Here is a 25,067-nt window from a genome sequence, read left to right as displayed (position 1 = left end):
CGCGCGCCGGCTAACAGCCGGTGCGCTATGCTCGACAACCTGATCACTAACGTAACGAGCGTCTTTATGGGCAGTTTCAGCATCTGGCATTGGTTGGTCGTGCTGGCCATCGTCCTGCTGGTGTTCGGCACCAAGCGCCTGACCAGTGGCGCCAAGGACCTCGGTTCGGCGGTCAAGGAATTCAAGAAGGGCATGCGCGACGAGGACAAGCCGAACGCGCAGCTGGGCGACGAGTCGCGCAGCCAGGACGCCTCGCGCACCGCGCAGGACGAGCACGACCGCACCCCTCGCTGATCCGGAGCGGTTGCGGTGTTTGATATCGGCTTCAGCGAACTGCTGGTGATCGCCGTGGTTGCCTTGGTGGTGCTCGGTCCCGAGCGCCTGCCCAAGGCGGCCCGCTTCGCCGGCCTGTGGGTGCGTCGTGCCCGCAATCAATGGGATTCGGTGAAACAGGAACTGGAGCGCGAACTGCAGGCCGAGGAGATCAAGCGGCAGATGCAGGACGTGCGCCAGGGCATGCAGGATACCGAGAACCAGCTGCGCGCCAGCGGCGAAGCGATCCGTCGCGAAGCGCAGGAGGCGCAGCAGCAGGGCGATACGCTGGCGCAGGAGGTACGCGCACCGGCGCCTGCGGATCTGCCGCCGCATATGAGCGACCTGCCCCATGCCGATGCGCCGGCGCAGGATGGCGTTGCTTCCGAGACGGCTGCGGCCCCTTCGCCTGAAGCCGGTTCGAGGCCGCCGACGCAGAGTACGGAGCGCCAGCCATGAGTGAACAGGATTTCGGCGAAAGCTCGCTGGTCGAACACCTGGTGGAACTGCGCGGCCGCCTGGTACGCGCATTGCTGGGCCTGGGCGTGGCGCTGCTGGCGCTGCTGCCGTTCACCCAGAAGCTGTACAACGCGCTGGCCGAGCCGCTGGTCTCGCAGCTGCCGAACGGGCAGACGATGATCGCCACCAACCCGGCCGGCGCCTTCTTCGCACCGTTGAAGCTGACCTTCTTCGTTGCCCTGTTCGTGGCGGTGCCGTGGCTGCTGTACCAGCTGTGGGCGTTCGTTGCCCCGGGCCTGTACGCGCGTGAGAAGCGCCTGGCGGTGCCGCTGCTGGTGTCCTCGGTGCTGCTGTTCTACACCGGCTGTGCCTTTGCCTACTTCCTGGTGCTGCCGGCGGTGTTCCACTTCCTGACTACCTTCAGCCCGGACGTGATCGCGATCACCCCGGATGCGAATGCCTACCTGGATTTCGTGCTGGCGATCTTCTTCGCCTTCGGTGGCAGTTTCGAACTGCCGGTGGCGATGGTGATCCTGGTGCTGCTGGGCTGGGTAACGCCGCAGCAGTTCAAGGAAGGCCGCGGCTACGCGATCGTCGGCATCTTCGTGCTGGCAGCGGTGCTGACCCCGCCGGACGTGGTCTCGCAGCTGATGCTGGCGATCCCGATGTGCCTGCTCTACGAGCTGGGCATCCACGCCGCACGCTGGCTGGTGCCGTCGTCGGTAGTGAAGAAACCCGCTGCCTGAAAGAAAAAAAGGGGGCGGAGGGGATCAAGTCGTTAAAAGCACAAACGACTTGATCCTCTCCGTCCCCTTTTCTATCCACGCATGGCGTGGATCTACCGATGTGCTGGTCAGGCGTGGAAGACGTCGCTTGAGGTCGGGGTGGTCGGGATCGGCGGTGCGGCGCGGCTGCCGCGGTGCACGAACATCTGCTTCCACGCGGCGTAGACCGCACCGACGTACAGCGGCATCAGCACCGTGGTCAGTACCAGCTGCGCGATGAAGGCGGCGGCCAGCGGGCCACCGATCAGCATCGCGATCTGGATCACGATCACGAACAGGATGTAGATGCAGAACGCGGCGATCAGGCCGAGCACGGCGAACACGATCATCGCGCCGATGTTCTCGATGCAGCCCTGCAGGCTCAGGCGCAGCGCGTGCATGCCGCTCTGCTTGTCGAACACCACCAGCGCTGGCTGGGTGAACATCGCCAGCGACAGTGCAACCGCGCTCAGGAACACCAGCAGCATCCACAGTGCAATGCGCTTGGCTGGCAGGTTGGCCACCAACGCAGCGGCATCGTCCGGCTTGATCTGCTGGCCACTGCGGCTGATCTCTTCCATCTTGGTCATGACCTCGCTGAAGGCGGTGAAGCCCTCGCGGCCGATCATCATGAACAACAGCGCGCCCAGCAGCAGCACCGCCAGCACCTGGATCGCCAGCGGCACCAGCAGGTGGCTGACGCGATGGTCGCGGATCGGCTGCAGCAGGTGCGAGGCCAGGCCCGGGCGGCCTTCGTCGATCTCGCCCACGGCATACAGCATGCCGCCGAACATGATCGGCGAAATGGCCAGGGTCATCAGCTGCACGGCCATGCCGGCGGCGCCGGGAATCAGCGTCGACAACAGGGTGACCACCCAGCTCACCAGCAGCCAGGTCAGACCGATCCGGGCCAGCTGCAGCGGCGCGCGCCGGTACAGCGAGAACGTATCCAGCAACCACTGGGCGCCCGCCGAGGCTGGCAGCTTGCGAATCTCTTTCATGGACATCCGGGAAGGACAGGAGGGGGCCGGGCGGTTGCCCGTGGCGCCGATTATCCCTGTTTTGCCGCCGGCTGGGCTGAAGACAGCCGCGCCTGGCGGACGAAGCGGCGCAGCAGCTGGCGGGCCAGCGGTGCGGCGCTGACCGCGCGCTCGATGCTGCGGGCGCAGCCGCCGTGGCGGCCGATGCAGTCGGCGCGGGCACGCACGTAGCCGCGCATGTGGTGGGTGGCGAATTCGGGATGGAACTGTACGCCCCACGCCTGGCGCCCCCAACGGAAGGCGTGGCAGCCGTCCAGCGGCGAGCGTGCCAGCACTTCGGCACCGTCTGGTGCGCGCAGCACGGTCTGCAGGTGGGTGGCGTGGGCGGCGAAGTGCTGCGGCAGGCCTTGGAACAGCGGATCCTGCGCGGCCTGCGGCTGCAGTTCCAGTTCGATCGTGCCGGACTCGCGCCCGGCCGGGTTGTAGGCCACCTCCCCGCCCAGCGCGTGCGCCAGCAGCTGGTGGCCGTAGCAGATGCCGAACACCGGCAGGTCGGCGTGGGCGGTCTGGCGCAGCCATTCAGCGCTGCGCTCACTCCAGTCGGCGTGGTCGGTGACGAAGGCGGCCGAGCCGGTCACCAGCACGCCAGCGAAGGCATGCGGGTCGGGCAGGGCGCCACCATGTTCGACATCGACCACCACCGTCTCGTGTTCTTCCAGCCCGGCGGCGACGCGGATCCAGTGCGGGAAGCGCCCATAGCGGCGCAGCGACGGTACCGGGCGGCCGGTTTCAAGGATCAGGAACGGGGCTGGGTTCATCCGGGGGCGGCAGCACTGACAGGACTTCCTCGATTGTAGTCAGCCCCTGCGCCACCTTTTCAAGCCCGGCCTGGCGCAGGGTTCGCAGCCCTTCAGCCCGCGCGGCACGGGTGAAACCGGCCAGATCCATGTCGGCGCGGATCTGCCCGCGCAGCCGCGAGCCCAATGGCAGCAACTCATACAGGCCGATGCGGCCGAGGAATCCGGTGCGCCGGCACTCCAGGCAACCGACCGGCCGACAGGGCGTGGCGGCATCTGGATATGCGGCTTGGCTATCAGCCAGCACGGCCCAATCGGCGGCGCCGAGGCTGTGCGGCTGCTTGCAGTGCGGGCACAGCGTGCGCACCAGGCGCTGGGCGAGGATGCCGTTGAGGGTGCTGGCCAGCAGGTAGTGCGGCACGCCCAGGTCGAGCAGGCGGGTGACCGCCGACGGCGCGTCGTTGGTATGCAGGGTGGACAGCACCAGGTGGCCGGTCAGCGACGCCTGCACCGCCATCTGCGCGGTTTCCAGGTCGCGGATCTCGCCGATCATGATGATGTCCGGGTCCTGCCGCAGCAGGGTGCGCACGCCGCTGGCGAAATCCAGGTCGATGTTGGCCTGTACCTGCATCTGGTTGAACTCGGGCGCGATCATCTCGATCGGGTCCTCCACCGTGCACACGTTCACGTCCGGCGTGGCCAGCCGCTTCAGCGTCGAATACAGGGTGGTGGTCTTGCCCGAGCCGGTCGGGCCGGTGACCAGCACGATGCCGTGCGGGCGCTCGACCAGCGCATTCCAGCCGGCGGCCTCCTGCGGGCTGAAACCGAGCTGGTCGATGCTCTTGAAGGCGGCATCGGGGTCGAAGATGCGCATCACGCACTTCTCGCCGAAGGCGGTGGGCATCGTCGACAGGCGCATCTCGACTTCGCGGCCGCCCGGCGAGCGGGTCTTGATGCGGCCGTCCTGCGGGCGCCGGCGTTCGGCCAGGTCCATGCGGCCGAGCACCTTGATGCGACTGACCACGGCGGTCATCACTGCCGGTGGCACCTCGAACACCTTGTGCAGCACGCCGTCGATGCGGAAGCGCATGCGCCCCATCTCGCGGCGCGGCTCCAGATGGATGTCCGAGGCGCGCTGTTCGTAGGCGTACTGCAGCAGCCAGTCGACGATGTGCACGATGTGCTGGTCGTCGGCGTTGACGTCACCGGTGCGGCCCAGCTCGACCAGCTGCTCGAAGCTGGGCAGGGTGGTGTTGGCCTCGCCGCGGACGTCGCCGCGGGCGCCACGCACCGAGCGCGTCACCCCGTAGAACTCCATGGTGTAGCGGTGCAGGTCCAGCGGGTTGACCACCGCCAGCTCGATGCGGCGGCGGGTCAGGTGCTGCAGGTCGCGGCGCCATTCCTGTACCAGCGGCTCACTGGTGGCTACCAGCACACGCTCGGCATCCACTGCCAGCGGCAGGAAGCGGTGGCGGCGGGCATAGGCGTGGGAGACCAGCGCGGTGACGGCCGCGACGTCGACCCGGGTCGGATCGATGCGCAGGTAGCGGCTGCCGGTCCGCCGGGCCAGCCATTCGGTCAGGCGCTCCAGGGTCAGCTCGCCACCGTCGCGGGCGGCCAGCTTGAGGTTGGACAGCAGCACCAGCGGATGCACTTCACTGGCATTGCGCGCGCCCTGCGCGGAAAACCGCATGCGCTCGCCTTCGTGCTCGGCGACCAGGCCATCGGCCAGCAGCGCCGCGCCGACCTGTTCGAAATGCAGGCGGCCCCACGGCAGCGGGACGCCGCCTGGCTCGCCGGGCGTGCCCACCGGCAGCCGATGTTCCATCTGCCTGCTCCTCCCGGGTACGGAATGCCCCGCAGGTCGGCCGTTATACTAGCGCACCCCCTTGCCGGCCAAGACTCGTACGCATGTCCGCGACCCCGACCGTTCCGATCACCTTCCAGGGCCTGATCCAGACCCTGAACCAGTTCTGGGCCCAGCAGGGCTGCGTGCTCATCCAGCCGCTCGACCTGGAGGTGGGCGCCGGTACCTTCCACCCGGCCACCTTCCTGCGTGCGATCGGCCCGGAAAGCTGGAACGCGGCCTACGTGCAGCCGTCGCGCCGCCCGACCGATGGCCGCTACGGCGAGAACCCGAACCGCCTGCAGCGCTACTACCAGTACCAGGTGGCGATGAAGCCGGCGCCGGACAACATCCAGCAGCTGTACCTGGATTCGCTGAAGGCCCTGGGCATCGATCCGCTGGTGCATGACCTGCGCTTCGTGGAAGACAACTGGGAATCGCCGACCCTGGGTGCCTGGGGCCTGGGCTGGGAAGTCTGGCTCAACGGCATGGAGGTGACTCAGTTCACCTACTTCCAGCAGGCCGGTGGCCTGGAATGCCGCCCGGTGCTGGGCGAGATCACCTATGGTCTCGAACGCCTGTGCATGTACCTGCAGAACTGCGACAACGTCTACGACCTGGTGTGGACCTACGGCCCGGACGGGCAGCCGGTGACCTACGGCGACGTCTACCACCAGAACGAGGTGGAGCAGAGCACCTACAACTTCGAATACGCCGACGTGGACGAAATGTTCCACCGCTTCGATGCCTGCGAGCGTGAAGCGCAGAAGCTGGTCGAGGTGGGCCTGCCGCTGCCGGCCTACGAGCAGGTGATGAAGGCCAGCCACACCTTCAACCTGCTCGATGCGCGCCGCGCGATCAGCGTGACTGAGCGCCAGCGCTACATCCTGCGCGTGCGCGCGCTGGCCCAGGCGGTGGCCAAGGCGTACTACGAGCAGCGCGAGAAGCTGGGCTTCCCGGGTGCGAAGAAGGCCTGACCGCCTTCCTGCACCGACCCGCTTTTCACCCACTACCCGGGGCGCCGGACGCGTTGCGCGCTGCGCCCCCACCACAGGATCGAACCGATGAGCCAACTGTCCCCCCTGCTGATCGAACTGGGCACCGAGGAGCTGCCGGTCAAGGCGCTGCCGGGCTTGGCCCAGGCGTTCTTCGACGGTGTTGTCGAAGGCCTGCGCAAGCGCGGCGTCGCGCTGGAATTGGGCGATGCGCGCCCGCTGTCGACCCCGCGCCGCCTGGCCGTGCTGCTGCCGGGCGTCGGCCTGGAGCAGCCGGAACAGCACAGCGAAGTGCTGGGCCCGTACCTGAACATCGCGCTGGACGCCGAAGGCCAGCCGACCAAGGCCCTGCAGGGCTTCGCCGCCAAGGCCGGGATCGACTGGACCGCGCTGGAGAAGACCACCGACAACAAGGGTGAGCGCTTCGTGCACCGCGCGGTGACCCCGGGCGCGAGCACCGCCAGCCTGCTGCCCGAGATCCTGCGCGAGGCGATCGCGGCGATGCCGATTCCCAAGCCGATGCGCTGGGGCGACCACGCCTGGGGCTTTGCGCGTCCGGCGCACTGGCTGGTGCTGCTGCACGGTGCCAACGTGGTCGAGGCCGAGCTGTTCGGCCTGCAGGCCGGCCGTGTCAGCCGCGGCCATCGTTTCCACCACGACCAGGCCGTGTCGCTGGCGCAGCCGCAGGACTACGTTGAAGCCCTGCGCGCCGCGTTCGTGCTGGTCGACCCGCGCGAGCGCCGTGCGCGGATCGTCGCCGAGGTCGAGGCCGCTGCGGCCAAGGCCGGTGGCAGCGCCCGCATCACCGAAGACAACCTGGAGCAGGTGGTGAACCTGGTCGAGTGGCCGTCGGCAGTGCTGTGCAGCTTCGAGCGCGCGTTCCTGGCGGTGCCGCAGGAAGCGCTGATCGAGACGATGGAGATCAACCAGAAGTTCTTCCCGGTGCTGGATGCCGCCGGCACCCTGACCGAGAAGTTCATCGGCATCGCCAACATCGAATCGAAGGACGTGGCCGAAGTGGCCAAGGGCTACGAGCGCGTGATCCGCCCGCGCTTCGCCGATGCCAAGTTCTTCTTCGACGAGGACCTGAAGCAGGGCCTGGTGTCGATGGGCGAGGGCCTGAAGACGGTGACCTACCAGGCCAAGCTGGGCAGCGTGGCCGACAAGGTAGCGCGGGTGGCCGCCCTGGCTGAAGTGATCGCCCCCCAGGTCGGCGCCGATCCGGCGCAGGCCAAGCGGGCTGCCGAGCTGGCCAAGAACGACCTGCAGTCGCGCATGGTCAATGAGTTCCCGGAGCTGCAGGGCATCGCCGGTCGCCACTACGCCGTGGCTGGTGGCGAATCGGCCGAGGTCGCGCTGGCCATCGACGAGGCCTACCAGCCGCGCTTCGGCGGTGATGACATCGCGCTGTCGCCGCTGGGCAAGGTGCTGGCGATTGCCGAGCGCGTCGACACGCTGGCCGGTGGCTTCGCCGCAGGCCTGAAGCCGACCGGCAACAAGGACCCGTTCGCCCTGCGCCGCAACGCGCTGGGCCTGGCCCGCACGATCATCGAAAGCGGCTTCGAGCTGGACCTGCGCGCGCTGCTGGCCAGCGCCAACGCCGGCCTGGCCGCGCGCAACGTGCAGGCCGACGTAGGCGAGCTGTACGACTTCATCCTCGACCGCCTGAAGGGCTACTACGCCGACAAGGGCGTGCCGGCCACGCACTTCAATGCGGTGGCCGAGCTGAAGCCGGCCTCGCTGTACGACTTCGACCGCCGCTTGGATGCGATCGGCACTTTCGCCGCGCTGCCGGAAGCCGAGGCGCTGGCCGCAGCCAACAAGCGCATCCGCAACATCCTGCGCAAGGCGGAGGGCGACATTCCGGCCCAGATCGACCCGGCGCTGCTGCAGGAAGATGCCGAACGCGCGCTGGCCGAAGCGGTCACCGCAGCCATCGACGACACCGGCGCCAGCCTGCAGCACAAGGACTATGTGGCGGTGCTGGCACGCCTGGCGCGCCTGCGCCCGCAGGTCGACGCGTTCTTCGATGGCGTGATGGTCAATGCGGAAGATCCGGCGCTGCGTGGCAACCGCCTGGCGCTGCTGACGATGCTGGGCGAGCGCTTGGGCAAGGTCGCGGCGATCGAGCATCTGTCGAGCTGATATATGGTGCCAAGCAAGCTTGGCACCCACCGGCAGTGCCGGCCGCTGGCCGGCATTGCCCCCGCGCACCGAATCGCCGGCGGATGTCCATCGGGGTCATCGCCGGCATCGCGCACGATGCCGGCATCCTCGCCTGCATTCACGATGATCGCCACAAAGGCGCGTATTTTGACCGCCACTTAACAACCGATCCCGAATGACGTGATGCATTTCGCATCGTCACCTCCGGTCGGTATGCTGTGCCGCATGCAGCCAAAGAAATACGCCCTGCCGCTGATGGTCCTGTCGCTCGCCGCCACTTCCGTGGCCCACGCGCGCGGCACCATCGACAAGGTGGACATCAAGGGATTGGACAAGGGCGACGACGCCGCAATCATCGAGAACATCCAGGAATCGCTGTCGCTGTACGACACGATCGGCAAGGAACAGGGCGAATCGCGCCTGGAATACCTGCTGTCACAGGCCGAGCGGCAGACCCGCCAGGCACTGGAACCGTTCGGGTACTACAACCCGGTGATCAAGGTCGAGGCGCCGCGCCAGGACGAGCACGTGCGCGTGCTGATCCACGTCGACAAGGGCACCCCGGTGACCGTGCGCCGCGAGCACATCGACATCACCGGCCCGGCGATGTACGACCAGTACCTGCAGGACGACCTGGCCGCGTTCAAGCCGCGCAAGGGCCAGCGCTTCGAGCACACCCAGTACGAAGCCAGCAAGATCACCATCACCCGGCGCCTGGCCGAGCGCGGCTACTTCGATGCCGACTACACCCAGCGCCAGGTGCAGATCACCCGCGCCGACAATGCCGCCGACATCGACCTGACCTGGGACAGCGGCCGCCGCTACAACATGGGCCCGGTGCGTTTCGAACAGGACTACTTCGTCGACAAGCTGTTCGATCCGCTGGTGTACTGGGACCAGGGCAGCTACTACCACGAGGGCAAGCTGGACCGCCTGCGGCAGTCGCTGACCAAGCTGGACTACTTCAGCGTGATCGACATCCAGCCGCGGCCGGACCAGGCCGACGAGAACGGCGATGTGCCGGTGGACGTGAAGCTGACCCGGGCCAAGCGCACGATCTACACCGCCGGCCTGAGCTACGGCAGCGAGAGCGGCCCGGGTGTGCGCGGTGGCATCGAGCGGCGCTTCCTGAACAACCGCGGCCACAAGATGAACACGCAGCTGGACTATGCGCAGAAGCGCAAGAGCCTGGTCACCAGCTACCGCATCCCGGCCTTCAACTGGCTCGATGGCTGGTACACCTTCGCCGCCAGCGCATACGACGAGCAGACCGACTACATAGACCTGCGCAACTTCAAGCTGATTGCCAGCCGCAGCGGCGAGATCAACGAGCACTGGACCGCGATCGCCTCGGTCAACGCGCTGCGCGAGCGCTGGCGCTATGCCTCCGGCACCGAATTCACCGACGCCGTCTACAACACCTCGACGCTGGTGTACCCGCAGATGGTTGCCGACTACGTCAACGTCGACGACGAGATGTTCCCACGCAAGGGCATCAGCGGCACCGCGACGATGCGTGCCGGCGTCGAAGGCGCCGGCTCGGATACCAGCTTCGTGCAGGCCAACGCCGTGTTGCGCTGGTACATCCCGGTGGGTGAAAGCAATCGCCTGATCCTGCGTGGCGAGGGTGGCACCACCTGGACCAGCGATCTGGTGGCGATGCCGCCCAGCCTGCGCTACTTCGCCGGTGGTGACCGCAGCATCCGTGGCTATGCCTACCGCGAGGTCGGTCCGCGCACACCGGCACCGGACAAGTACGCGCTGGGCGCCAAGAACCTGGTGATCGGCTCGGCCGAGTACGAGCACTATTTCAACGGCGGCCCCTGGGGCGCGGCGGTGTTCGTCGATACCGGCAGCGCCTTCGACAACACCATCGACCTGCATACCGGCGTTGGCTTCGGCGTGCGCTGGAAATCGCCGGTGGGCCCGGTGCGCATCGACGTGGCGCATGGCCTGAACAACCCGGATTCGCAGTTCCAGCTGTATCTGAACATCGGAGCGGACCTGTGAGCACGCCCGCACCGATCCCGAACACGCCGCCGCCGCCGCGCGTGCGCTTCTATCGCCGTCGCCGCTTCTGGGCGTGGTCCGGCGCCGGCGTGATCGGCCTGGTGCTGCTGGCCTTGCTGGCGGTGTACTGGCTGCTGCAGACCGTGGCCGGCCGCGATGTGCTGCTGGCACAGGTGGTGGCGCGGCTGCCGGTGGGCGCCAGTTTCACCTGGGACAAGGTGGACGGCCCGGTGGCCGGTCCGCTGACCCTGTACAACGTCGACTTCCGCTACGACGACATCCACTTCCACGCCGAGCGGGCGCACCTGGAGCCGGACCTGCGCCCGCTGCTGGGCCGCAAGCTGCTGCTGGACAAGCTGGAGCTGACCAACGCGACGTTGAACCTGGCCAAGAGTGACGAGCCGTTCAAGCTGCCGTCGTGGCCTGATTCGCTGCCGCAGATCGAGATGCCGCTGGCGATCCAGGCCGATGCCATCGCCATCGACGGTTTCCGCATCAGCCAGGCCAACGAACCGGTGATCGACATCAGCCGCGTGCGTGGCGGCATCGAGATCGCCAACGGCGAGTTCCAGGCGCACAAACTGGTCGTGGACAGCGACATGGGCGATTTCACCGCCCAGGGCCGCTACATCCCGGCCAAGGACTACGACACCGACGTGACGGTGACGGCAGTGCTGCCGGCGCCGCGTGGCCGTACCGCAGCGACGCTTGGCCTGGTCGCCCGTGGTGACCTGTCGCACATGGAAGTAGCGGTGGCCGGGCGTGCGCCGAAGCCGCTGCACGCGATGCTGGTGTTCGATGGCCGCACCGACCCGAGCTGGAGCGCCAGCGTGCGCAGCGACGAGCTGGATCTGGCGCTGCTGTCGCCGGCATTGGCCAGCTCGGCGATCGCGCCGCTGGCATTGGACTTCACCGCCGCCGGCAAGGGCGGCAACGCCAACCTGCGTGGCAAGGTGAAGCAGGGCGACCAGGAACTGGAACTGGCACCGTCGGTGGTGTCGCTGCAGGACCAGGTGCTGAAGGTTTCACCGCTGCTGGTGAAGGGCCTCGGTGGCGAAGCCCGCCTGGAGGGCACCGCTGATTTCAGCCAGGAAGACCAGCAGAAGCTCAACTTCTCGGTGGTCGCGCGGGACCTGACCTATGTGCCGGTGCCCGATCCCAACACCGCCGGCAGCGCACCGGTGCCGGTGACCTTGAAGGAAGCACGCTTCGGCCTGGCCGGCACGTTGAAGGCCTGGGCCGCGATCGGCCGCGCCGAGGTGGAGCGTGATGCGCAGAAGGCGCAGCTGCGCTTCGACGTGCGCGGCAACGACCAGGCCGCGTCGATCCACCAGCTGCAGGCGCAGACACCGGGTGGGCAGCTGCAGGTGGAGGGCCAGGTGGCCTGGGCGCCGCAGCTGGACTGGGACGCCAAGGCCACGCTGAAGGATTTCGACCCCGGCTATTTCGTGCCGGGCTGGAACGGCCGCCTGTCCGGCAACCTGGCCTCCAAGGGCCGCCAGCTGCCGCCGCCGGCCAATGCCGCACCGGGCACCGCCGGAACGCTGGAAGCCACGGTGGACCTGCCCTCGCTGAAGGGCATGCTGCGCCAGCGCAACCTCGACGCCCAGGGCAAGTTCGCGCTGCAGGGTGCGCAGGGCCAGGGCGATCTGAAGCTGTCGCTGGGCAGCAGCCGGGTGACCGCCTCGGGCAAGGTCGGTGACCGCCTCGACATCGATGCGCGTTTCGAGCCGCTGCAGCTGAGCGACCTGCTGCCGGGCGCCGATGGTGGCCTGCGTGGCCAGGTGCAGGTGAAGGGCCCGCGCGATGCGCCGGACATCACCGCCGACCTGGTCGGCAACAACCTCAACTGGGACGGCTACGGCGCCGAGAGCGTGAGCATCAAGGGCCACCTGCCCTGGCGCGGCGACAGCGGCACGCTGGCGGTGCAGGGCCAGCAGGTCAACGCTGGCATGCTGCTGGAACGCTTGAATGTGGATGCGCAGGGCAGTGTCTCCAACCTGCGCCTGGCGGCGCAGACCCGCAACGAGATGGGCGCGATCGAGCTGCAGGGCAGCGTGCGCCAGCAGGGGGCGCAGTGGCGTGGCGAGCTGGCATCGCTGCGCATCGCACCGGTGAAGGGCGATGCCTGGTCGCTGCGTGCACCGGCGGCGTTCGCAATCAACGGCAGCACCTACACGCTGTCCGAAGCCTGCCTGGCCGCCGCCAGCAGCGGTGCACTGTGTGCACAGGCGAACTGGCCGCGCGAGGGCCTGGTGGTGCGCAGTGATGCGCTGCCGCTGGCGCTGGTGCAGCCGTGGTTGCCGCCGCAGTCCGGCCGCCGCATCTACCTGCGCGGCGATGTCAGCCTGGATGCGCAGATCCGCCCACGCGGCAACGCCTGGGAAGGCCATGTGGAAGTGCGCTCGAAGGAAGGTGGTGTGCGCCTGGGCGAGAACCGCAACACCGTGGGCGACACCACCCGTGGCGAGCTGGTGCGCTATGACCAGTTCTCGCTGAAGCTGGACATGACCCCGGCCAGCATCAAGGGCTATCTGGGCATGGGCTTCCAGGGCAACGGCTTCGTCGACGCCAGGATGCAGACCGGCTGGGAAGCCAGCGCACCGCTGAACGGAGAGCTCTATCTCAACATGTCGCGGCTGTACTGGCTGGAGCTGTTCTCGCCGGACATCGTGCGCCCGACCGGCCTGATCGAAGGCCACGTCAGCCTGCGCGGTACGCGCGGGCAGCCGTCGCTGGGCGGCGACGCGCAGCTGAGCAACTTCAAGGGTGAATTCCCGGCGCTGGGCCTGACCTTCGACCAGGGCAAGGGCAGCTTTGTGGCCCAGCCCGACGGTTCGGCCAAGATCACCGCGCAGGCCAACTCGGGCCAAGGCACGCTGTATGTCGACGGTGGCCTGTCGTGGTTCGGCGATGCACAGCCGCTGCAGCTGAAGATCCATGGCGAGAACGTGCTGCTGTCCAACACCAGCGAACTGCGCATCGTCGCCAATCCCAACCTCGACTTCACCCTGGCCAAGGCCGCGATGGAGTTGCGTGGCACCGTGCACGTGCCCGAGGCCGACATCGACCTGGAGCGCCTGGACCGTGGCACCTCGGTGTCCGAAGACGTGGTGGTGCTCGACCCGGCTGATCCGGAAGAGTCACGCACCTCGCCGCTGGACATGGACCTGACGGTCAGCCTCGGTGACAAGGTGAAGATGACCGGCTTCGGCCTGAAGGGTGCACTGACCGGCAAGATGCAGGTCTGGGCCAAGCCCGGCCGCGAGATGACCGCCAATGGCGGGCTGGAAGTGAGTGGTCGCTACAAGGCGTATGGGCAGGACCTGACCATCACCCGCGGCAACCTCACCTGGAACTACAACGCGGTGTCCGACCCGCGCATCAACATCCGTGCCGAGCGCCGGATCGGTGATGTCACCGCCGGCATCGACGTGACCGGGCGTGCGCAGCAGCCGCGCGCGGACGTGTGGTCCGATCCGGCGATGTCGCAGTCCGAGGCACTGGCCTATCTGGTGCTGGGACGCAGCCTGACCGGTGCCAGCAGCGACCAGACGCAGCAGGTCAATGCGGCCTCGGCGGCACTCTCTGCAGGCAGTGGCCTGCTGGCCTCGCAGCTGGGCGCCAAGCTGGGCCTGGACGATGCCGGCGTGAGCCAGTCGCGCGCGCTGGGGGGCTCGGTGATCGGCGTCGGCAAGTACATTTCGCCCAAGCTGTACGTCGGCTACGGCGTGTCGCTGGTCGGTGCCGGTTCGGTGATCACGCTGAAGTACCTGCTGCGTCGCGGCTTCGATGTGGAAGTGGAGTCGAGCACGGTGGAAAACCGTGGGTCGATCAACTGGCGGCGGGAGAAGTAACCCGCCGCCACTCAACCGCCCTCTGTGCCGGGGTCCATCTGGCTGACGACGGCGAAGGAGGGGGCTGGCCTGCGCGGACGAGGCCCGTGCGTGAGCATGCCGAGTGCATCAGGCGGCGACGGTGGTTCGACGGGCGCTGGCGCGGACGCCGTTCGCGATGGAGTCCATCCCACGAAGGTCGCCAGCATGACGACGCCGGCCACGATGACCACCGAGGCATGGATTGCCACGCGTTTCATGCCGGACGTGCTGATCGCAAGCGGTCGCGCGGCATCACCCAGCAGTGCCAGAACCGCCAGAACCGCCAGAACCGCCAGCACGATCATTGCGCCCAGCAGGCAGCGAACAATCGCCACCTGCATCTTCAGGAGACTGAAGTGCCTGGGCTGCGAGATCGCCATCCAGAAGGCGATCTGATCTGCGTCCAGTGGCGCCAGCGTGTCGCGGACGGTGTGCACCCCCAGATGCTGCATCGTGCGCCGCATGGTGCCTGCGCGCCCGGGCACGCAAGCCGACAGCATCGATTCCAGCCAGTGCCAGGGTCGGGTCAAGCGTTCCATGCGGGCATGGGCTTCCTGTGCGGACACGCGATCCTGCGGTCGATCCAGTGCTTCGGTGAGGGCCGCGTGGTTGCGCGGCTGCAGCAGCCAGTGGCGATGCAGCTGGCTGCGTCGTGCACGCACCCGGTAGGGATCGATATCACCCCGGATCTCATCCCAGCAGAAATACCGGCTGAGCAGATCGAAGTTGGACTCGCACAGGGGCCCGCCCTGGTGCAGCAGCTGCTGCAGTACCACGTCGCCGATGCGTGGCCTGTCGGCCAAGGACCACAGCTCCGGACGATGGGCCAGCCAGCGCTCGAAGCTGGCTGGGTCGGCATCGGTCGCGGTGTTGATCAGCAGGCGCGCAAACCGGGACAGGCTCAATGGCTGCTCCACTACATCGTCCGGCATGTCGGTGTCGAACGTGCATGGATGATGCAGCACCGGCATGTGGTCCATCGGCGAATGGCTGTCGTACGGCGCCGGTGGCTCGGGTCGGCTGTTGTCTGCAGGCGTGGTCGTCAGCGCTTCTGCACTGTTTTCCTCCTGCCATTGCGCGTGGTTGCGTACCCACCGCAGCGCTTCCTGGTAAGCCTCGTGCAGCGCTTGGAATGCCACCGGGTGTTCGTCCGGGCGCGCCATGCGCAGTTTCTGCGCGTAGGCGCGCTTGATCGCCCGTTCGTCGGCGCTGGCGTCGAGCCCGAGAGCGTCCAGTGCCCGGTTCACACAGTGTTTCCAGAGGCCGGCGGGCGCCGGTCAATCGGCGCGTGACGGCGCGCGCGATGCACGAACTCGGCGCCCCACTGCAGCAGGGTGAGAACGATGCCTGCTTCGGCGATCAGCATGGCAAGCACCATGAACACGGCGTGGCGGATTCCGAACCGCATCCGGGCACCGACGCGTCGCCACAGGCGCGCAGTCGCCAAGGGCAGTGCCATGAAGATCAGGAGCGTACCTTCCATGCGGTGGCCCAGGCCATGGACAAGAACCAGGCTGCCGATCGCCATCAACGGCGCCGGTAGGGCCAGCAGCAGACCTGCACGCTGATGAGTGAGGTCAAGCGTAAGTTGGCGCAGCGCCCAGCGAACAGGAACCCACAGCACTCCCGTCACCGCCAGCAGCAGGCCCAAGAGCGCCCCCAGCTGGACGAACATCGTGGTTTCGCCCGCCTTTCCCTGGACCAACGAGACAACTGCGATTCCACCAAAGAACAACAGGCTGCAGACGCCCAGCAGCACGCCACGCAGCGCGTTCACCTGCCAGCGCCACCGGTTGGGCCGGGAGACGTCGGCAAGACTTCGCCAGAACAGGATCTGCTGCGGATGCCATGCCTCGGGTACCTGCTCCCTTCCCCCCGACTCGATGGCATCCAGCAGTGCGTTGACTTCATTGATGTGTTCGGGCAACTGCGCCTGCCAGAGGGATCGCCACGGGTTCCATGGTAGCGACAGGTAGCGCAGGCAACGGCTGACCGTGATCTTCCCCAGCCGCAGGCTGCCCTCCTGTTCAAGCTGCGCTGACAGCTCCGCCGCATTGCCGGTCTCGACGGCCCAGCGTCGATGACCGCGCGATCGGATCGATATCAGCCTGTCCGCATCCAGGCCGTCGTGAACATCGTCCCAGCCGAAACAACGTGCCAGCAGATCCATGTTGGCGGCGCTGATGCCATCGCGACTGCGCGCCAGTTCGTCCAGCAGTGCGTCGCCCACCAATGGCTTGTAGCGCAGCGACCACAGGACCGGCGTGGCCTCCAGCCATGGCCCGAAGTCTTCAGGGGAAGACAGATGGGCCATGCGCAGGATCGTCTGCGCATGGCCCGATACGTGGACCACACCCTCCAGCTCCACCACCGGTGCTGTGCGCAGCAGCACCGGCGTGCCGCGGGGTGGCAATGGAGGCGAGTACGAACGTGTCCCGGGCGGCGTCGAGGCCGCGTCGGCGTCGTACGGCCAAGGTGTGATGTCGGCTGCATGCTCTGCCGGTTCGGCCTCGCTCGCGGTATCGGCCAGAGGATCCTGGCGGGCCCAGTCCAATGCCGCCTGATAGGCCTCATGCAGGCGCTGGAAGGCGATGGGATCCTCGTCGGGGCGCGTCACCCGCAGGCGCTTTGCGTAGGCGCGCTTGATCGCGCGCTCGTCAGCCGTCTCGTCCAGCTCCAGGACATGCAGTGCCCAGCTCATGCATCGCGCTCGAGGGCATCGAGTGCCTCATCCAGCTGCTGGCGATGACGCTCGACGGCGACGGCATCCTGGCTTTCCAGCACATGGCGGAAGCTGCTCAGCCATGACTGCAATTGTTCGCGGTGATGGATGCGTTCCTCGTAGAGGCGCTCGGTGCGGGCAATCACGGCCAGATTGGGCTGAGCGTCGCGCGGGTGGATCTTCAATGCTTCCAGCACCCGCAGGCGCTGCTGGATTTCTTCGGGTGACAGCAGCCCGGGGTTCTGCTCCAGGATGAGCTCGTGGCGCCTACCGGTAGCGTCCTCGGTGACTTCGACCTGCAGCAGCCCGTTCACGTCGTAGGTAAAGCGGGCGGTGACGCTGCGCTCCTGCATCGGGACGGAATGGGTCAGCGGCACGCTCAGCTCACCGAGCTTGATGTTGCGATCCACCGTCGGGCTCTCGCCCTGGAACACGTCGATGCGGATGGCACTTTGCCGCTCGTGCAGCGGGAAAAAGCGATCCTCGCGGCTGACCGGCACCACGCTGTTGCGCTGGATGATCGGGTGGAAATAGCCGCTGCGCTCGCCACCGGAAGCATCCTGGCGGGACACCTGCGTGCCCAGCGTGTAGGGGCAGACATCGGTCAGCACGACCTCGCGCAGCGATTCGTCGCGCGCCTTCAGTCCGGCGGCAACGGCGGCACCCAATGCAATCGCCTGGTCCGGATGGACGTGGCGCAGTGGCAGCCGGCCGAACATCCGGGTCGCCAGCTTGCTGACCATCGGCATGCGTACCGCACCGCCGACCAGAATGATGTCGTCCAGCGCTTCGGGCTTGAGCCGGGCGTCGCGGATCGCGCGCTCGATGGGCGTCCGCATGCGCAGCAGCAGCGGCTCACAGAGCTGCGCGTAGCGTGCCTCATCCAGCTGCCACTGGCGTTCGCGGCCGGTCAGGGGCAACTGCAGGCTGGCAGCGCCGCTCTGGCTGAGTTCGCGCTTGAACAGTTCCAGCCGACGCAGCAGCTGCGCCTGTTCGGCAGCGGACAGGTCGCTGGCAGACGTGCCCTGGTCGGCATGGAAGGCCTGCACGAGTACCTGCAGGAAGTCCTCGCCGCCCAGGAAATTGTCGCCGGCGCTGGCATGCACTTCGACCACGCCGTCGAACAATTCCAGGATGGAGACGTCGAAGGTGCCACCGCCCAGGTCCAGCACCAGCACGCGGCCTTCGCCGTCACGTTCCTGCAGGCCATAGGCCAGCGCGGCGGCCGTGGGTTCATTGATCAGGCGCTCGACACGGATGCCGGCCAGCTCGCCGGCGGCACGGGTGGCCTTGCGCTGGGCATCGGAGAAGTAGGCCGGCACGCTGATCACCGCTTCCTCCACCTTGTGGCCCAGGGCGGCCTCGGCGTCGGCCAGCAGCGAGCGCAGCACCATGGCCGAGAGTTCCTCAGGACGGAAGCTGCGCTCACCCAGCCGGGTCTCACGGTCGCTGCCCATCCAGCGCTTGAAATGGGCCACGGTCTGCTGCGGATGGCTGACCAGGCGGTCACGGGCCGGCTGGCCGACCAGCACGGCGCCATCGACGAGGCTGACCACCGAAGGGGTCAACAGCTCGCCATGGGCATTGGGGAACAGCTGCGGCCCCGCTGCCGTGTGCATGCCGATGAGGGAATGGGTGGTGCCAAGATCGATGCCGACGATCATCTGCGAACGTCCGATGTGCAGAAAACGGCAATTCTAGGAGCGCGGCGCAGGCCTGACTATCGGGCGTTGCCCGACAGCGCCCCACGGGCTATGGTCCCGGGCTGTTCTGTCGTACCGGATTGCCTCATGTCACCACGCAAAGCCCTTCCCACCGCCCTGGCCCTGGGCCTGACCCTCGCCGCCGGCGCCCATGCCGATGAAGGCATGTGGATGCCGACCCAGCTGCCGGAGCTGGTCAAGCCGCTGCAGGCCGCGGGCTTCAAGGGCAATCCGGCCGACCTGGCCAACGTCACCGCGCCGCCGCTGAGCGCAGTGGTGCGTGCCGGTGGTGGCACCGGATCGTTCGTGTCCAGCGACGGCCTGCTGCTGACCAACCACCACGTGGCGATGGGCGTGATCCAGTACAACAGCTCGCCCGAGCACGACCTGATCAATGGTGGCTTCATCGCCAGGGACCGTGCCGACGAGCGCCCGGCCAACCCGGACTTCCGCGTGCTGGTCACCGTCGGCTTCGACAAGGTGACCGACCAGGTGCTGGCGCAGGCCCGTGGCAAGACCGGCCGTGCCTACTTCGATGCCGTGGATGCGGCCAGCAAGCAGATCGTGGCCGAGTGCGAGAAGGACGGCAGCGTGCGCTGCTCGGTGGCCAACATGTACTACGGCACTGACTTCTACCGCATCGCCCAGCTGGAGCTGAGCGACGTGCGCCTGGTCTACGCGCCGCCGCGTGCGATCGGCAATTACGGCGATGAGATCGACAACTTCATGTGGCCGCGCCACACCGGCGACTTCACCCTGCTGCGCGCTTACGTGGGCAAGGACGGCAAGCCGGCCGCGTACAGCAAGGACAACGTGCCCTACCAGGCGCCGGCGCACCTGCAGATGTCGGTGGAAGGGCCGAAGGAAGGCGACTACGCGATGCTGGCCGGTTACCCGGGCATCACCTACCGCCACCGCACCGCCGCCGAATTCGCTGGCCAGATCGATACCGTGCTGCCGCGCCGCGTGTCGGTGTTCCAGCAGATGATCGACACCATCGAGGCGGCCAGCGCCAAGGATGCGCAGGCGCGTACCCGCTACGCCTCGCAGCTGCAGTCGCTGAAGAACAACCGCAAGCGCGCTGCCGGTGAGCTGGAAGGCCTGCTGCGCAGCGACGCCAAGGCCCAGCGTGCCGCCGACGAGACGGCGATGCTGGCCGCCACCGACCGCAAGTACCAGGGCGACATCAAGGCGCTGCTGGCCAACCTGTCGCAGGGTGCGGCGGTGGGTGAGCGCGACCTGCTGCTGGAGCAGATGGCCGCACAGAGCCAGCTGCTGCGCTCGGCACTGCTGCTGGAGCGCCTGCGCATCGAATCGGCCAAGCCGGACGCACAGCGCGAGAGCGGCTACCAGCAGCGCGACCAGGCGATGATCGAAGGCGTGCTCAAGCAGGTCCAGCGCCGCTACGCGCCGGAAGTCGAGAAGGCGCTGCTGAGCACCCTGCTGACCCGCTACCAGCAGCTGCCGGACGCGCAGCGCGTGGCCGAGTTCGACGCCGCCTTCGGCCGTACCCCGCAGCAGCTGGCCGCGGCGCTGGACACCCTGTATGCCGGTACCCAGCTGGGTGAGGAGGCGCAGCGCCTGTCCCGCTTCGCTGCGGCCCGCGAAGGCAAGGCACTGGCCACCGATCCGCTGATCGCCGTGGCCGGCCCGCTGGTGGCCGCGCAGCTGCGCATCGAGAACGAGAGCAAGACCCGCGAAGGCGAGCAGCTGCGCCTGCGCCCGGCCTACATGCAGGCGCTGTTCGCCTGGCGTGCCAAGCAGGGCCGTGCGGTGTACCCGGATGCCAACCGCACGCTGCGCATCAGCTACGGCAAGGTCGAAGCGCTGCATCCGCGCGACGGCGTGACCTACTCGCCGGTGACCACCGTGGCCGGCATCGTCGAGAAGAACACCAACGCCTATCCGTTCGATGCCCCCAAGCCGCTGCTGGCGGCGATCGCCAAGGGTGATTTCGGCAGCACCGCCGATCCGGCGCTGGAGACCCAGACGGTCAACTTCCTGACCAACCTGGATACCACCGGCGGCAACTCCGGCTCGCCGGTGCTCAACGCCAAGGGCGAACTGATCGGCCTGAACTTCGACAGCAACTGGGAGTCGGTCAGCGCCAGCTGGTGGTTCGACCCGCGCTACAAGCGCGCCGTGCACGTGGACATGCGCTACCTGCGCTGGCTGCTGGCCAAGGTCTACCCGGCACCGGAACTGCTGAAGGAAATGGGCGTACCGGCCCAGTAAGAAGCCGGCCACGACCAACGGTCGTGGCCCGCTCCGCGTAGGCCCCCACCTTGGTGGGGGTGGTTGCCCCCAACGAGCCCGCACCCCCGGCCACGCCTGGCCTACACTGCGGGTTCTTCCGACGGAAACGCACGCGTGGTCTCCAGCTGGATCCTGCTGCTGGTCTCGGTTGCCTATGCCGCGCTGCTGTTCGGCGTGGCGTGGTGGGGTGACCGTCGACCGATGTATCCGGATAGACCCTGGCTGCGGCCGGTGGTCTACAGCTTGGCGCTGGCCGTGTACTGCTCGTCGTGGACCTTCTACGGCGCGGTCGGCACCGCCGTGCGCAACGGCGTGGGCTACCTGCCGATCTACATAGGCCCGCTGCTGTTGTTGCTGTTCGGCTGGCGCATCATCGAACGCCTGGCGCTGATCGCGCGCAGCCAGAACGTGGTGTCCATCGCCGATTTCATCTCCTCGCGCTTCGGCCGTTCGCGGAGGCTGGCGGCGCTGGTGGCGATCATCGCGCTGATCGGCATCATTCCGTACCTGGCCCTGCAGTACAAAGCGGTGGCGATGAGCCTGCAGGTGCTGACCGGCAACACCGGCCCGACCGGCTTCTTCACCGATCCCGCGCTGTACGTGGCGCTGCTGATGGCATTGTTCGCCACCCTGTTCGGTACCCGCCAGGTCGATGCCACCGAGCACCATCACGGCATGATGCTGGCGATCGCCTTCGAATCGGTGATCAAGCTGCTGGCGATGCTGGCCGTGGGCGTGTTCGCCTACCTGTGGCTGAGCAACCGCACCGATGCAGTGGTCGAGTCGGTGCATACGCTGTTCACCGGCCTGCCGCCGGTGGGCTTCATTTCGCAGACCCTGCTCAGTTTCCTCGCCATCATCTGCCTGCCGCGGCAGTTCCACGTGGCTGTGGTCGAGTGCGGTGACGTGCGCGACGTGCGCCGCGCGCGCTGGATGTTCGGTGGCTACCTGGTGCTGATCTCGGGCATGGTGCTGCCGATCGCCACCGCCGGCGTGACCCTGTTCGGCACCGGCGGCAGCGTCGCCGACGACTCGATGGTGCTGGCCCTGCCACTGGCCGAGGGCCGCAACGCGCTGGCGCTGATCGCCTATGTGGGCGGCTTCTCGGCGGCCACCGGCATGGTCATCGTGTCGTCGATCGCGCTGGCCACCATGGTCAGCAACGACCTGGTGATGCCGGTGCTGCTGCGTCGGAGCGGTGACCACCAGGAGGCCGCCGACGTCGCCTCGCGCGTGCTGTGGATCCGCCGCCTGGCGATCCTGCTGCTGGCGCTGATGGCGTACAGCTACTACCGCACCAGCAGCAACGACAGCACGCTGGCCTCGTATGGCCTGATGGCGTTCGCAGCGGTGGCGCAGTTCGCACCCGGCCTGATTGGCGGCCTGTACTGGCGCGGCGCCAGCCGGCGCGGCGTCGAGGTGGGCATGCTGCTGGGCTTCGCCACCTGGCTGTACACCTTGCTGCTGCCAGCGATGACCATGGCCGGCTGGGTCGATGCCGCCTGGGTGCAGCACGGTCCATTCGGCATCGAGTGGCTGCGCCCGCAGCAGCTGTTCGGGATGACCGGCTGGGACCCGCTGACCCACGGCACGTTCTGGTCGCTGCTGGTCAATGCGGCGACGATGATGCTGGTGTCCGCACGCTGGCGCCCCGGCGTCGATGAGCGGCTGCGTGCCGCACCGTTCCTCGACCCGTATGCCGAGCGCCCGTCGGTGGCCGGTGGCTGGCCGGGCCATGTGCACGTGGGCGACCTGCTGGCGCTGGCCTCGCGCGTGGTGGGCGAGCGCCATGCGCGGCGTTCGTTCTTCGAGCAGGCGCAGTCGCTGGGCCGCGAGCTGCAATCCTCGGCGCCTGCGGACCGGCCGTGGGTACAGTTCACCGAGCGCCTGCTGGCCGCCTCGATCGGTGCGGCATCGGCACGCCTGCTGCTGACCAGCCTGCTGCGCGGCTCGGGCATGGATCTGGGCGAAGTGGTGGCGGTGCTGGACGAAGCCGGACAGGAACTGCGCTTCAATCGCGAGATCCTGTCGACCACGCTGGAGAACATCAGCGCCGGTGTCAGCGTGGTCGATCCGGACATGCGGCTGACGGCGTGGAATCGTCGCTACCAGGACATGTTCGGCTATCCCGACGGCATGCTCTACGTGGGCCGCCCGGTGGCCGACCTGATCCGCTACAACGCCGAGCGCGGCGAGCTGGGCGAGGGTGATATCGAGGTGCAGATCAACCGCCGCATCGGCTACATGCGCGCTGGTTCACCGCACGTGTTCGAGCGTACCCGCAGCGACGGCAAGGTGATCGAGATGCGCGGCCAGGCGCTGCCCGGTGGCGGCTACGTGACCAGCTACAACGACATCACCGACTACAAGCACGCGGAGAAAGCACTGCTGGAAGCCAACGAAACGCTGGAACAGCGCGTGGCCGAGCGCTCCCACGAGGCCGAGGTCGCGCAGCAGTCGAAGACGCGCTTCCTGGCGGCGATCAGCCACGACGTGCTGCAGCCGCTGAACGCAGCACGCCTGTTCGCTTCGGCACTGCGCGACAGTGATCACGTGAGCGACGAGCAGAAGCACCTGGCCGAGCGCGTGGACGCGTCGCTGCGCGCGGCCGAAGAACTGCTCGATGGCCTGCTGGATGTATCGCGGCTGGATGCCGGCGGCCTGCACCCGGTGATCGGCGAGTTCGACGTGAGCGCGTTGATGCGCGAGCTGGCCGCCCAGTACACCCCGGTTGCCGCTGGCCGTGGCCTGCGCCTGGACCTGTTCGCGCGCCCGGCATGGGTACGCAGTGACCGCCGCCTGCTGCGCCGCGTGCTGCAGAACTTCCTGGCCAACGCGCTGCGCTATACCCGCCAGGGTCGCATCGTGCTGGCCGTGCGCCAGCGCGGCGACGAAGTGGAGCTGCAGGTCTGGGATACCGGGCCCGGCATTCCCGAGCACCACATGCGGCAGATCTTCGACGAGTTCCACCGCTACCAGCAGCCGTTCGACTGGGGTGAGCAGGGGCTGGGACTGGGGTTGTCGATCTGCCAGCGCATTTCGCGCCTGCTCGACCATCGGTTGAACGCGCGCAGCCGGGTTGGCAAGGGCTCGATGTTCTCGATCATCCTGCCGCGGGTGGCGCCCCTGCCGGGCTACACCGAACTGGCCGCGCCGGTACAGGCTGTCGCCGCGCCGGTGCGCAGCGATTCGCTGGCGGGCCTGCGCGTGCTGTGCGTGGACAACGACGAGGAGATCCTCGACGGCATGCGCGCACTGCTCGGTCGTTGGCAGGTGCAGGTGATCACTGCGGCCACCGTCGACCAGGCGCTGGAGAAGATCGCCGAGCACCCACAGGTGATGCTGGTGGATTACCACCTGCACGACCGCATGGACGGCCTGGATGCGCTGGTGGCGCTGCGCGAAGCCGCCGGTTACCCGCTGCCGGGCGCGCTGCTGACCGCCGATGGCCGCGACGAGCTGAAGCGGATGGCGCGTGAACGGGGCTACCGCGTGCTGACCAAGCCGATCAAGCCGGCCTCGCTGCGCGCCTTCCTGGGCGCGCTGCGCGACGCCCAGTAGTGCCGGCCGCCGGCCGGCAACCACGTAATCGCGGATGTGTTACCCCACGCCGTGCAGGTGTTCGTACAGGATCGTCGCACCGATGATCACCAGGATCACGCCGCCGATGATCTCGGCACGCTTGCCGACCATGCTGCCCAGCACGCGGCCGAGCATGATGCCGACGGTGACCATGCTCAGCGTGCACAGGCCGATCACCGCAGCCATCACGCCGATATGCACGTCCATGAAGGCCAGGCCGATACCCACCGCCATCGCATCGATGCTGGTGGCGAAGCCGGTCAGCGCCAGCTTCCAGAAGCCGTGGTGCTGCGAGGGATCTTCATCGTCCTCGGCGCTGTCCGGGCGCAGGCCGTTGTAGATCATGTGGATGCCCAGCGCGCCGAGCAGGCCGAACGCGATCCAGTGGTCGAAGGCTTCGACGTACTGCAGGGCGGCACGGCCGAGCAGCCAGCCGATGATGGGCGTGATCGCCTCGATGACGCCAAAGATGATGCCGGCACGCAGTGCGTCGCGGAACACCGGCTTGCGCATGGCCGCGCCCTTGCCGATTGCAGCGGCGAAGGCATCGGTGGACATGGCAAAGCCGATCAGGAGGATCGAAATGGGGGACATGGG

16 protein-coding genes are annotated in these 25,067 nt (G+C 67.7%); 9 read left to right on the top strand and 7 right to left on the bottom strand.

Annotated features, from left to right (window positions below; all coding sequences use genetic code 11):
* Positions 1–66 precede the first annotated feature (66 nt).
* The 3 genes from tatA to tatC are packed head-to-tail and all read left to right on the top strand — an operon-like array spanning position 67 to position 1,517.
* The gene (tatA, locus tag CCR98_RS20660; protein WP_012512521.1) at positions 67–294 is read left to right on the top strand and encodes a Sec-independent protein translocase subunit TatA; all 228 of its coding nucleotides are present in this window, start codon (positions 67–69) and stop codon (positions 292–294) included.
* 15 nt (positions 295–309) lie between these two features.
* Positions 310–771, top strand: coding sequence for a Sec-independent protein translocase protein TatB (tatB, locus tag CCR98_RS20655; RefSeq protein ID WP_087924067.1), 462 nt, complete (start codon positions 310–312; stop codon positions 769–771).
* Positions 768–1,517, top strand: a complete 750-nt coding sequence (gene tatC, locus CCR98_RS20650) for a twin-arginine translocase subunit TatC (RefSeq protein ID WP_014038991.1) — start codon at positions 768–770, stop codon at positions 1,515–1,517. The genes tatB and tatC overlap by 4 nt, the downstream gene beginning before the upstream one ends.
* A 107-nt stretch (positions 1,518–1,624) precedes the next feature.
* Here the strand turns inward: tatC and CCR98_RS20645 are convergent, their stop codons facing one another.
* Genes CCR98_RS20645 through CCR98_RS20635 form a run of 3 tightly spaced genes read right to left on the bottom strand, consistent with a single transcriptional unit; the run spans position 1,625 to position 5,140 of the window.
* Positions 1,625–2,536 carry a BPSS1780 family membrane protein gene (locus CCR98_RS20645; RefSeq protein ID WP_014038990.1) on the bottom strand — a complete coding sequence of 304 codons (912 nt, stop codon included), beginning with the start codon at positions 2,534–2,536 and terminating at the stop codon, positions 1,625–1,627.
* A gap of 50 nt (positions 2,537–2,586) precedes the next feature.
* Positions 2,587–3,333, bottom strand: a complete 747-nt coding sequence (locus tag CCR98_RS20640) for a glutamine amidotransferase (RefSeq protein ID WP_087924066.1) — start codon at positions 3,331–3,333, stop codon at positions 2,587–2,589.
* Entirely contained in the window at positions 3,305–5,140 is a 1,836-nt protein-coding gene (locus tag CCR98_RS20635) for a GspE/PulE family protein (RefSeq protein ID WP_049446899.1), read from the bottom strand. The genes CCR98_RS20640 and CCR98_RS20635 overlap by 29 nt, the downstream gene beginning before the upstream one ends.
* 83 nt (positions 5,141–5,223) lie before the next feature.
* On the opposite strand from CCR98_RS20635, the gene glyQ reads away from it, so the two are divergent.
* The 4 genes from glyQ (at position 5,224) to CCR98_RS20615 (ending at position 14,186) form a co-directional block, all read left to right on the top strand.
* Positions 5,224–6,135: a glycine--tRNA ligase subunit alpha gene (gene glyQ / locus CCR98_RS20630; RefSeq protein WP_049412007.1), complete on the top strand. Its 912-nt coding sequence runs from the start codon at positions 5,224–5,226 to the stop codon at positions 6,133–6,135.
* Between the two features lie 87 nt (positions 6,136–6,222).
* Positions 6,223–8,298, top strand: coding sequence for a glycine--tRNA ligase subunit beta (glyS, locus tag CCR98_RS20625; protein ID WP_087924065.1), 2,076 nt, complete (start codon positions 6,223–6,225; stop codon positions 8,296–8,298).
* Positions 8,299–8,532: 234 nt separating this feature from the next.
* On the top strand, positions 8,533–10,329 hold the full coding sequence (locus CCR98_RS20620; protein ID WP_087924064.1) for an autotransporter assembly complex family protein: 1,797 nt from the start codon (positions 8,533–8,535) through the stop codon (positions 10,327–10,329).
* A complete protein-coding gene (locus CCR98_RS20615; protein ID WP_087924063.1) occupies positions 10,326–14,186 on the top strand; it encodes a translocation/assembly module TamB domain-containing protein in 3,861 nt (1,286 codons plus the stop codon). Before CCR98_RS20620 ends, CCR98_RS20615 begins: the two co-directional genes overlap by 4 nt.
* An 11-nt stretch (positions 14,187–14,197) precedes the next feature.
* Here the strand turns inward: CCR98_RS20615 and CCR98_RS20610 are convergent, their stop codons facing one another.
* Genes CCR98_RS20610 through CCR98_RS20600 form a run of 3 tightly spaced genes read right to left on the bottom strand, consistent with a single transcriptional unit; the run spans position 14,198 to position 18,593 of the window.
* A complete protein-coding gene (locus CCR98_RS20610) occupies positions 14,198–15,454 on the bottom strand; it encodes a heat-shock protein (protein ID WP_087924062.1) in 1,257 nt (418 codons plus the stop codon).
* A complete protein-coding gene (locus tag CCR98_RS20605; protein ID WP_087924061.1) occupies positions 15,451–16,908 on the bottom strand; it encodes a J domain-containing protein in 1,458 nt (485 codons plus the stop codon). The genes CCR98_RS20610 and CCR98_RS20605 overlap by 4 nt, the downstream gene beginning before the upstream one ends.
* Positions 16,905–18,593 carry a molecular chaperone HscC gene (locus CCR98_RS20600; RefSeq protein ID WP_087924060.1) on the bottom strand — a complete coding sequence of 563 codons (1,689 nt, stop codon included), beginning with the start codon at positions 18,591–18,593 and terminating at the stop codon, positions 16,905–16,907. Before CCR98_RS20600 ends, CCR98_RS20605 begins: the two co-directional genes overlap by 4 nt.
* 126 nt (positions 18,594–18,719) lie before the next feature.
* Between CCR98_RS20600 and CCR98_RS20595 the strand changes: the two genes are divergently transcribed.
* Entirely contained in the window at positions 18,720–20,867 is a 2,148-nt protein-coding gene (locus CCR98_RS20595) for a S46 family peptidase (protein WP_087924059.1), read from the top strand.
* Between the two features lie 135 nt (positions 20,868–21,002).
* Positions 21,003–24,449, top strand: a complete 3,447-nt coding sequence (locus CCR98_RS20590) for a PAS domain-containing hybrid sensor histidine kinase/response regulator (protein WP_087924058.1) — start codon at positions 21,003–21,005, stop codon at positions 24,447–24,449.
* A gap of 39 nt (positions 24,450–24,488) precedes the next feature.
* Here CCR98_RS20590 and CCR98_RS20585 read toward each other — a convergent pair whose 3' ends face one another.
* Positions 24,489–25,064 (bottom strand): manganese efflux pump MntP family protein, encoded by a 576-nt coding sequence (locus CCR98_RS20585; protein ID WP_087924057.1) that lies wholly within the window; start codon positions 25,062–25,064, stop codon positions 24,489–24,491.
* Between the last annotated feature and the right edge of the window lie 3 nt (positions 25,065–25,067).

Source organism: Stenotrophomonas sp. WZN-1 (assembly GCF_002192255.1).
GTDB lineage: Bacteria > Pseudomonadota > Gammaproteobacteria > Xanthomonadales > Xanthomonadaceae > Stenotrophomonas.
This window is presented reverse-complemented; position numbering and strand designations above follow the sequence as displayed.

What these genes read in the sequence shown, in the direction of transcription:
- glyS (WP_087924065.1), top strand. Translation starts at nt 6,223, where the DNA reads ATGAGCCAACTGTCCCCCCTGCTGATCGAACTGGGCACCGAGGAGCTG.
- CCR98_RS20640 (WP_087924066.1), bottom strand. Translation starts at nt 3,333, where the DNA reads ATGAACCCAGCCCCGTTCCTGATCCTTGAAACCGGCCGCCCGGTACCG.
- CCR98_RS20605 (WP_087924061.1), bottom strand. Translation starts at nt 16,908, where the DNA reads ATGAGCTGGGCACTGCATGTCCTGGAGCTGGACGAGACGGCTGACGAG.
- CCR98_RS20600 (WP_087924060.1), bottom strand. Translation starts at nt 18,593, where the DNA reads ATGATCGTCGGCATCGATCTTGGCACCACCCATTCCCTCATCGGCATG.
- tatA (WP_012512521.1), top strand. Translation starts at nt 67, where the DNA reads ATGGGCAGTTTCAGCATCTGGCATTGGTTGGTCGTGCTGGCCATCGTC.
- CCR98_RS20585 (WP_087924057.1), bottom strand. Translation starts at nt 25,064, where the DNA reads ATGTCCCCCATTTCGATCCTCCTGATCGGCTTTGCCATGTCCACCGAT.
- tatC (WP_014038991.1), top strand. Translation starts at nt 768, where the DNA reads ATGAGTGAACAGGATTTCGGCGAAAGCTCGCTGGTCGAACACCTGGTG.
- CCR98_RS20645 (WP_014038990.1), bottom strand. Translation starts at nt 2,536, where the DNA reads ATGAAAGAGATTCGCAAGCTGCCAGCCTCGGCGGGCGCCCAGTGGTTG.
- CCR98_RS20635 (WP_049446899.1), bottom strand. Translation starts at nt 5,140, where the DNA reads ATGGAACATCGGCTGCCGGTGGGCACGCCCGGCGAGCCAGGCGGCGTC.
- CCR98_RS20620 (WP_087924064.1), top strand. Translation starts at nt 8,533, where the DNA reads ATGCTGTGCCGCATGCAGCCAAAGAAATACGCCCTGCCGCTGATGGTC.
- glyQ (WP_049412007.1), top strand. Translation starts at nt 5,224, where the DNA reads ATGTCCGCGACCCCGACCGTTCCGATCACCTTCCAGGGCCTGATCCAG.
- CCR98_RS20595 (WP_087924059.1), top strand. Translation starts at nt 18,720, where the DNA reads ATGTCACCACGCAAAGCCCTTCCCACCGCCCTGGCCCTGGGCCTGACC.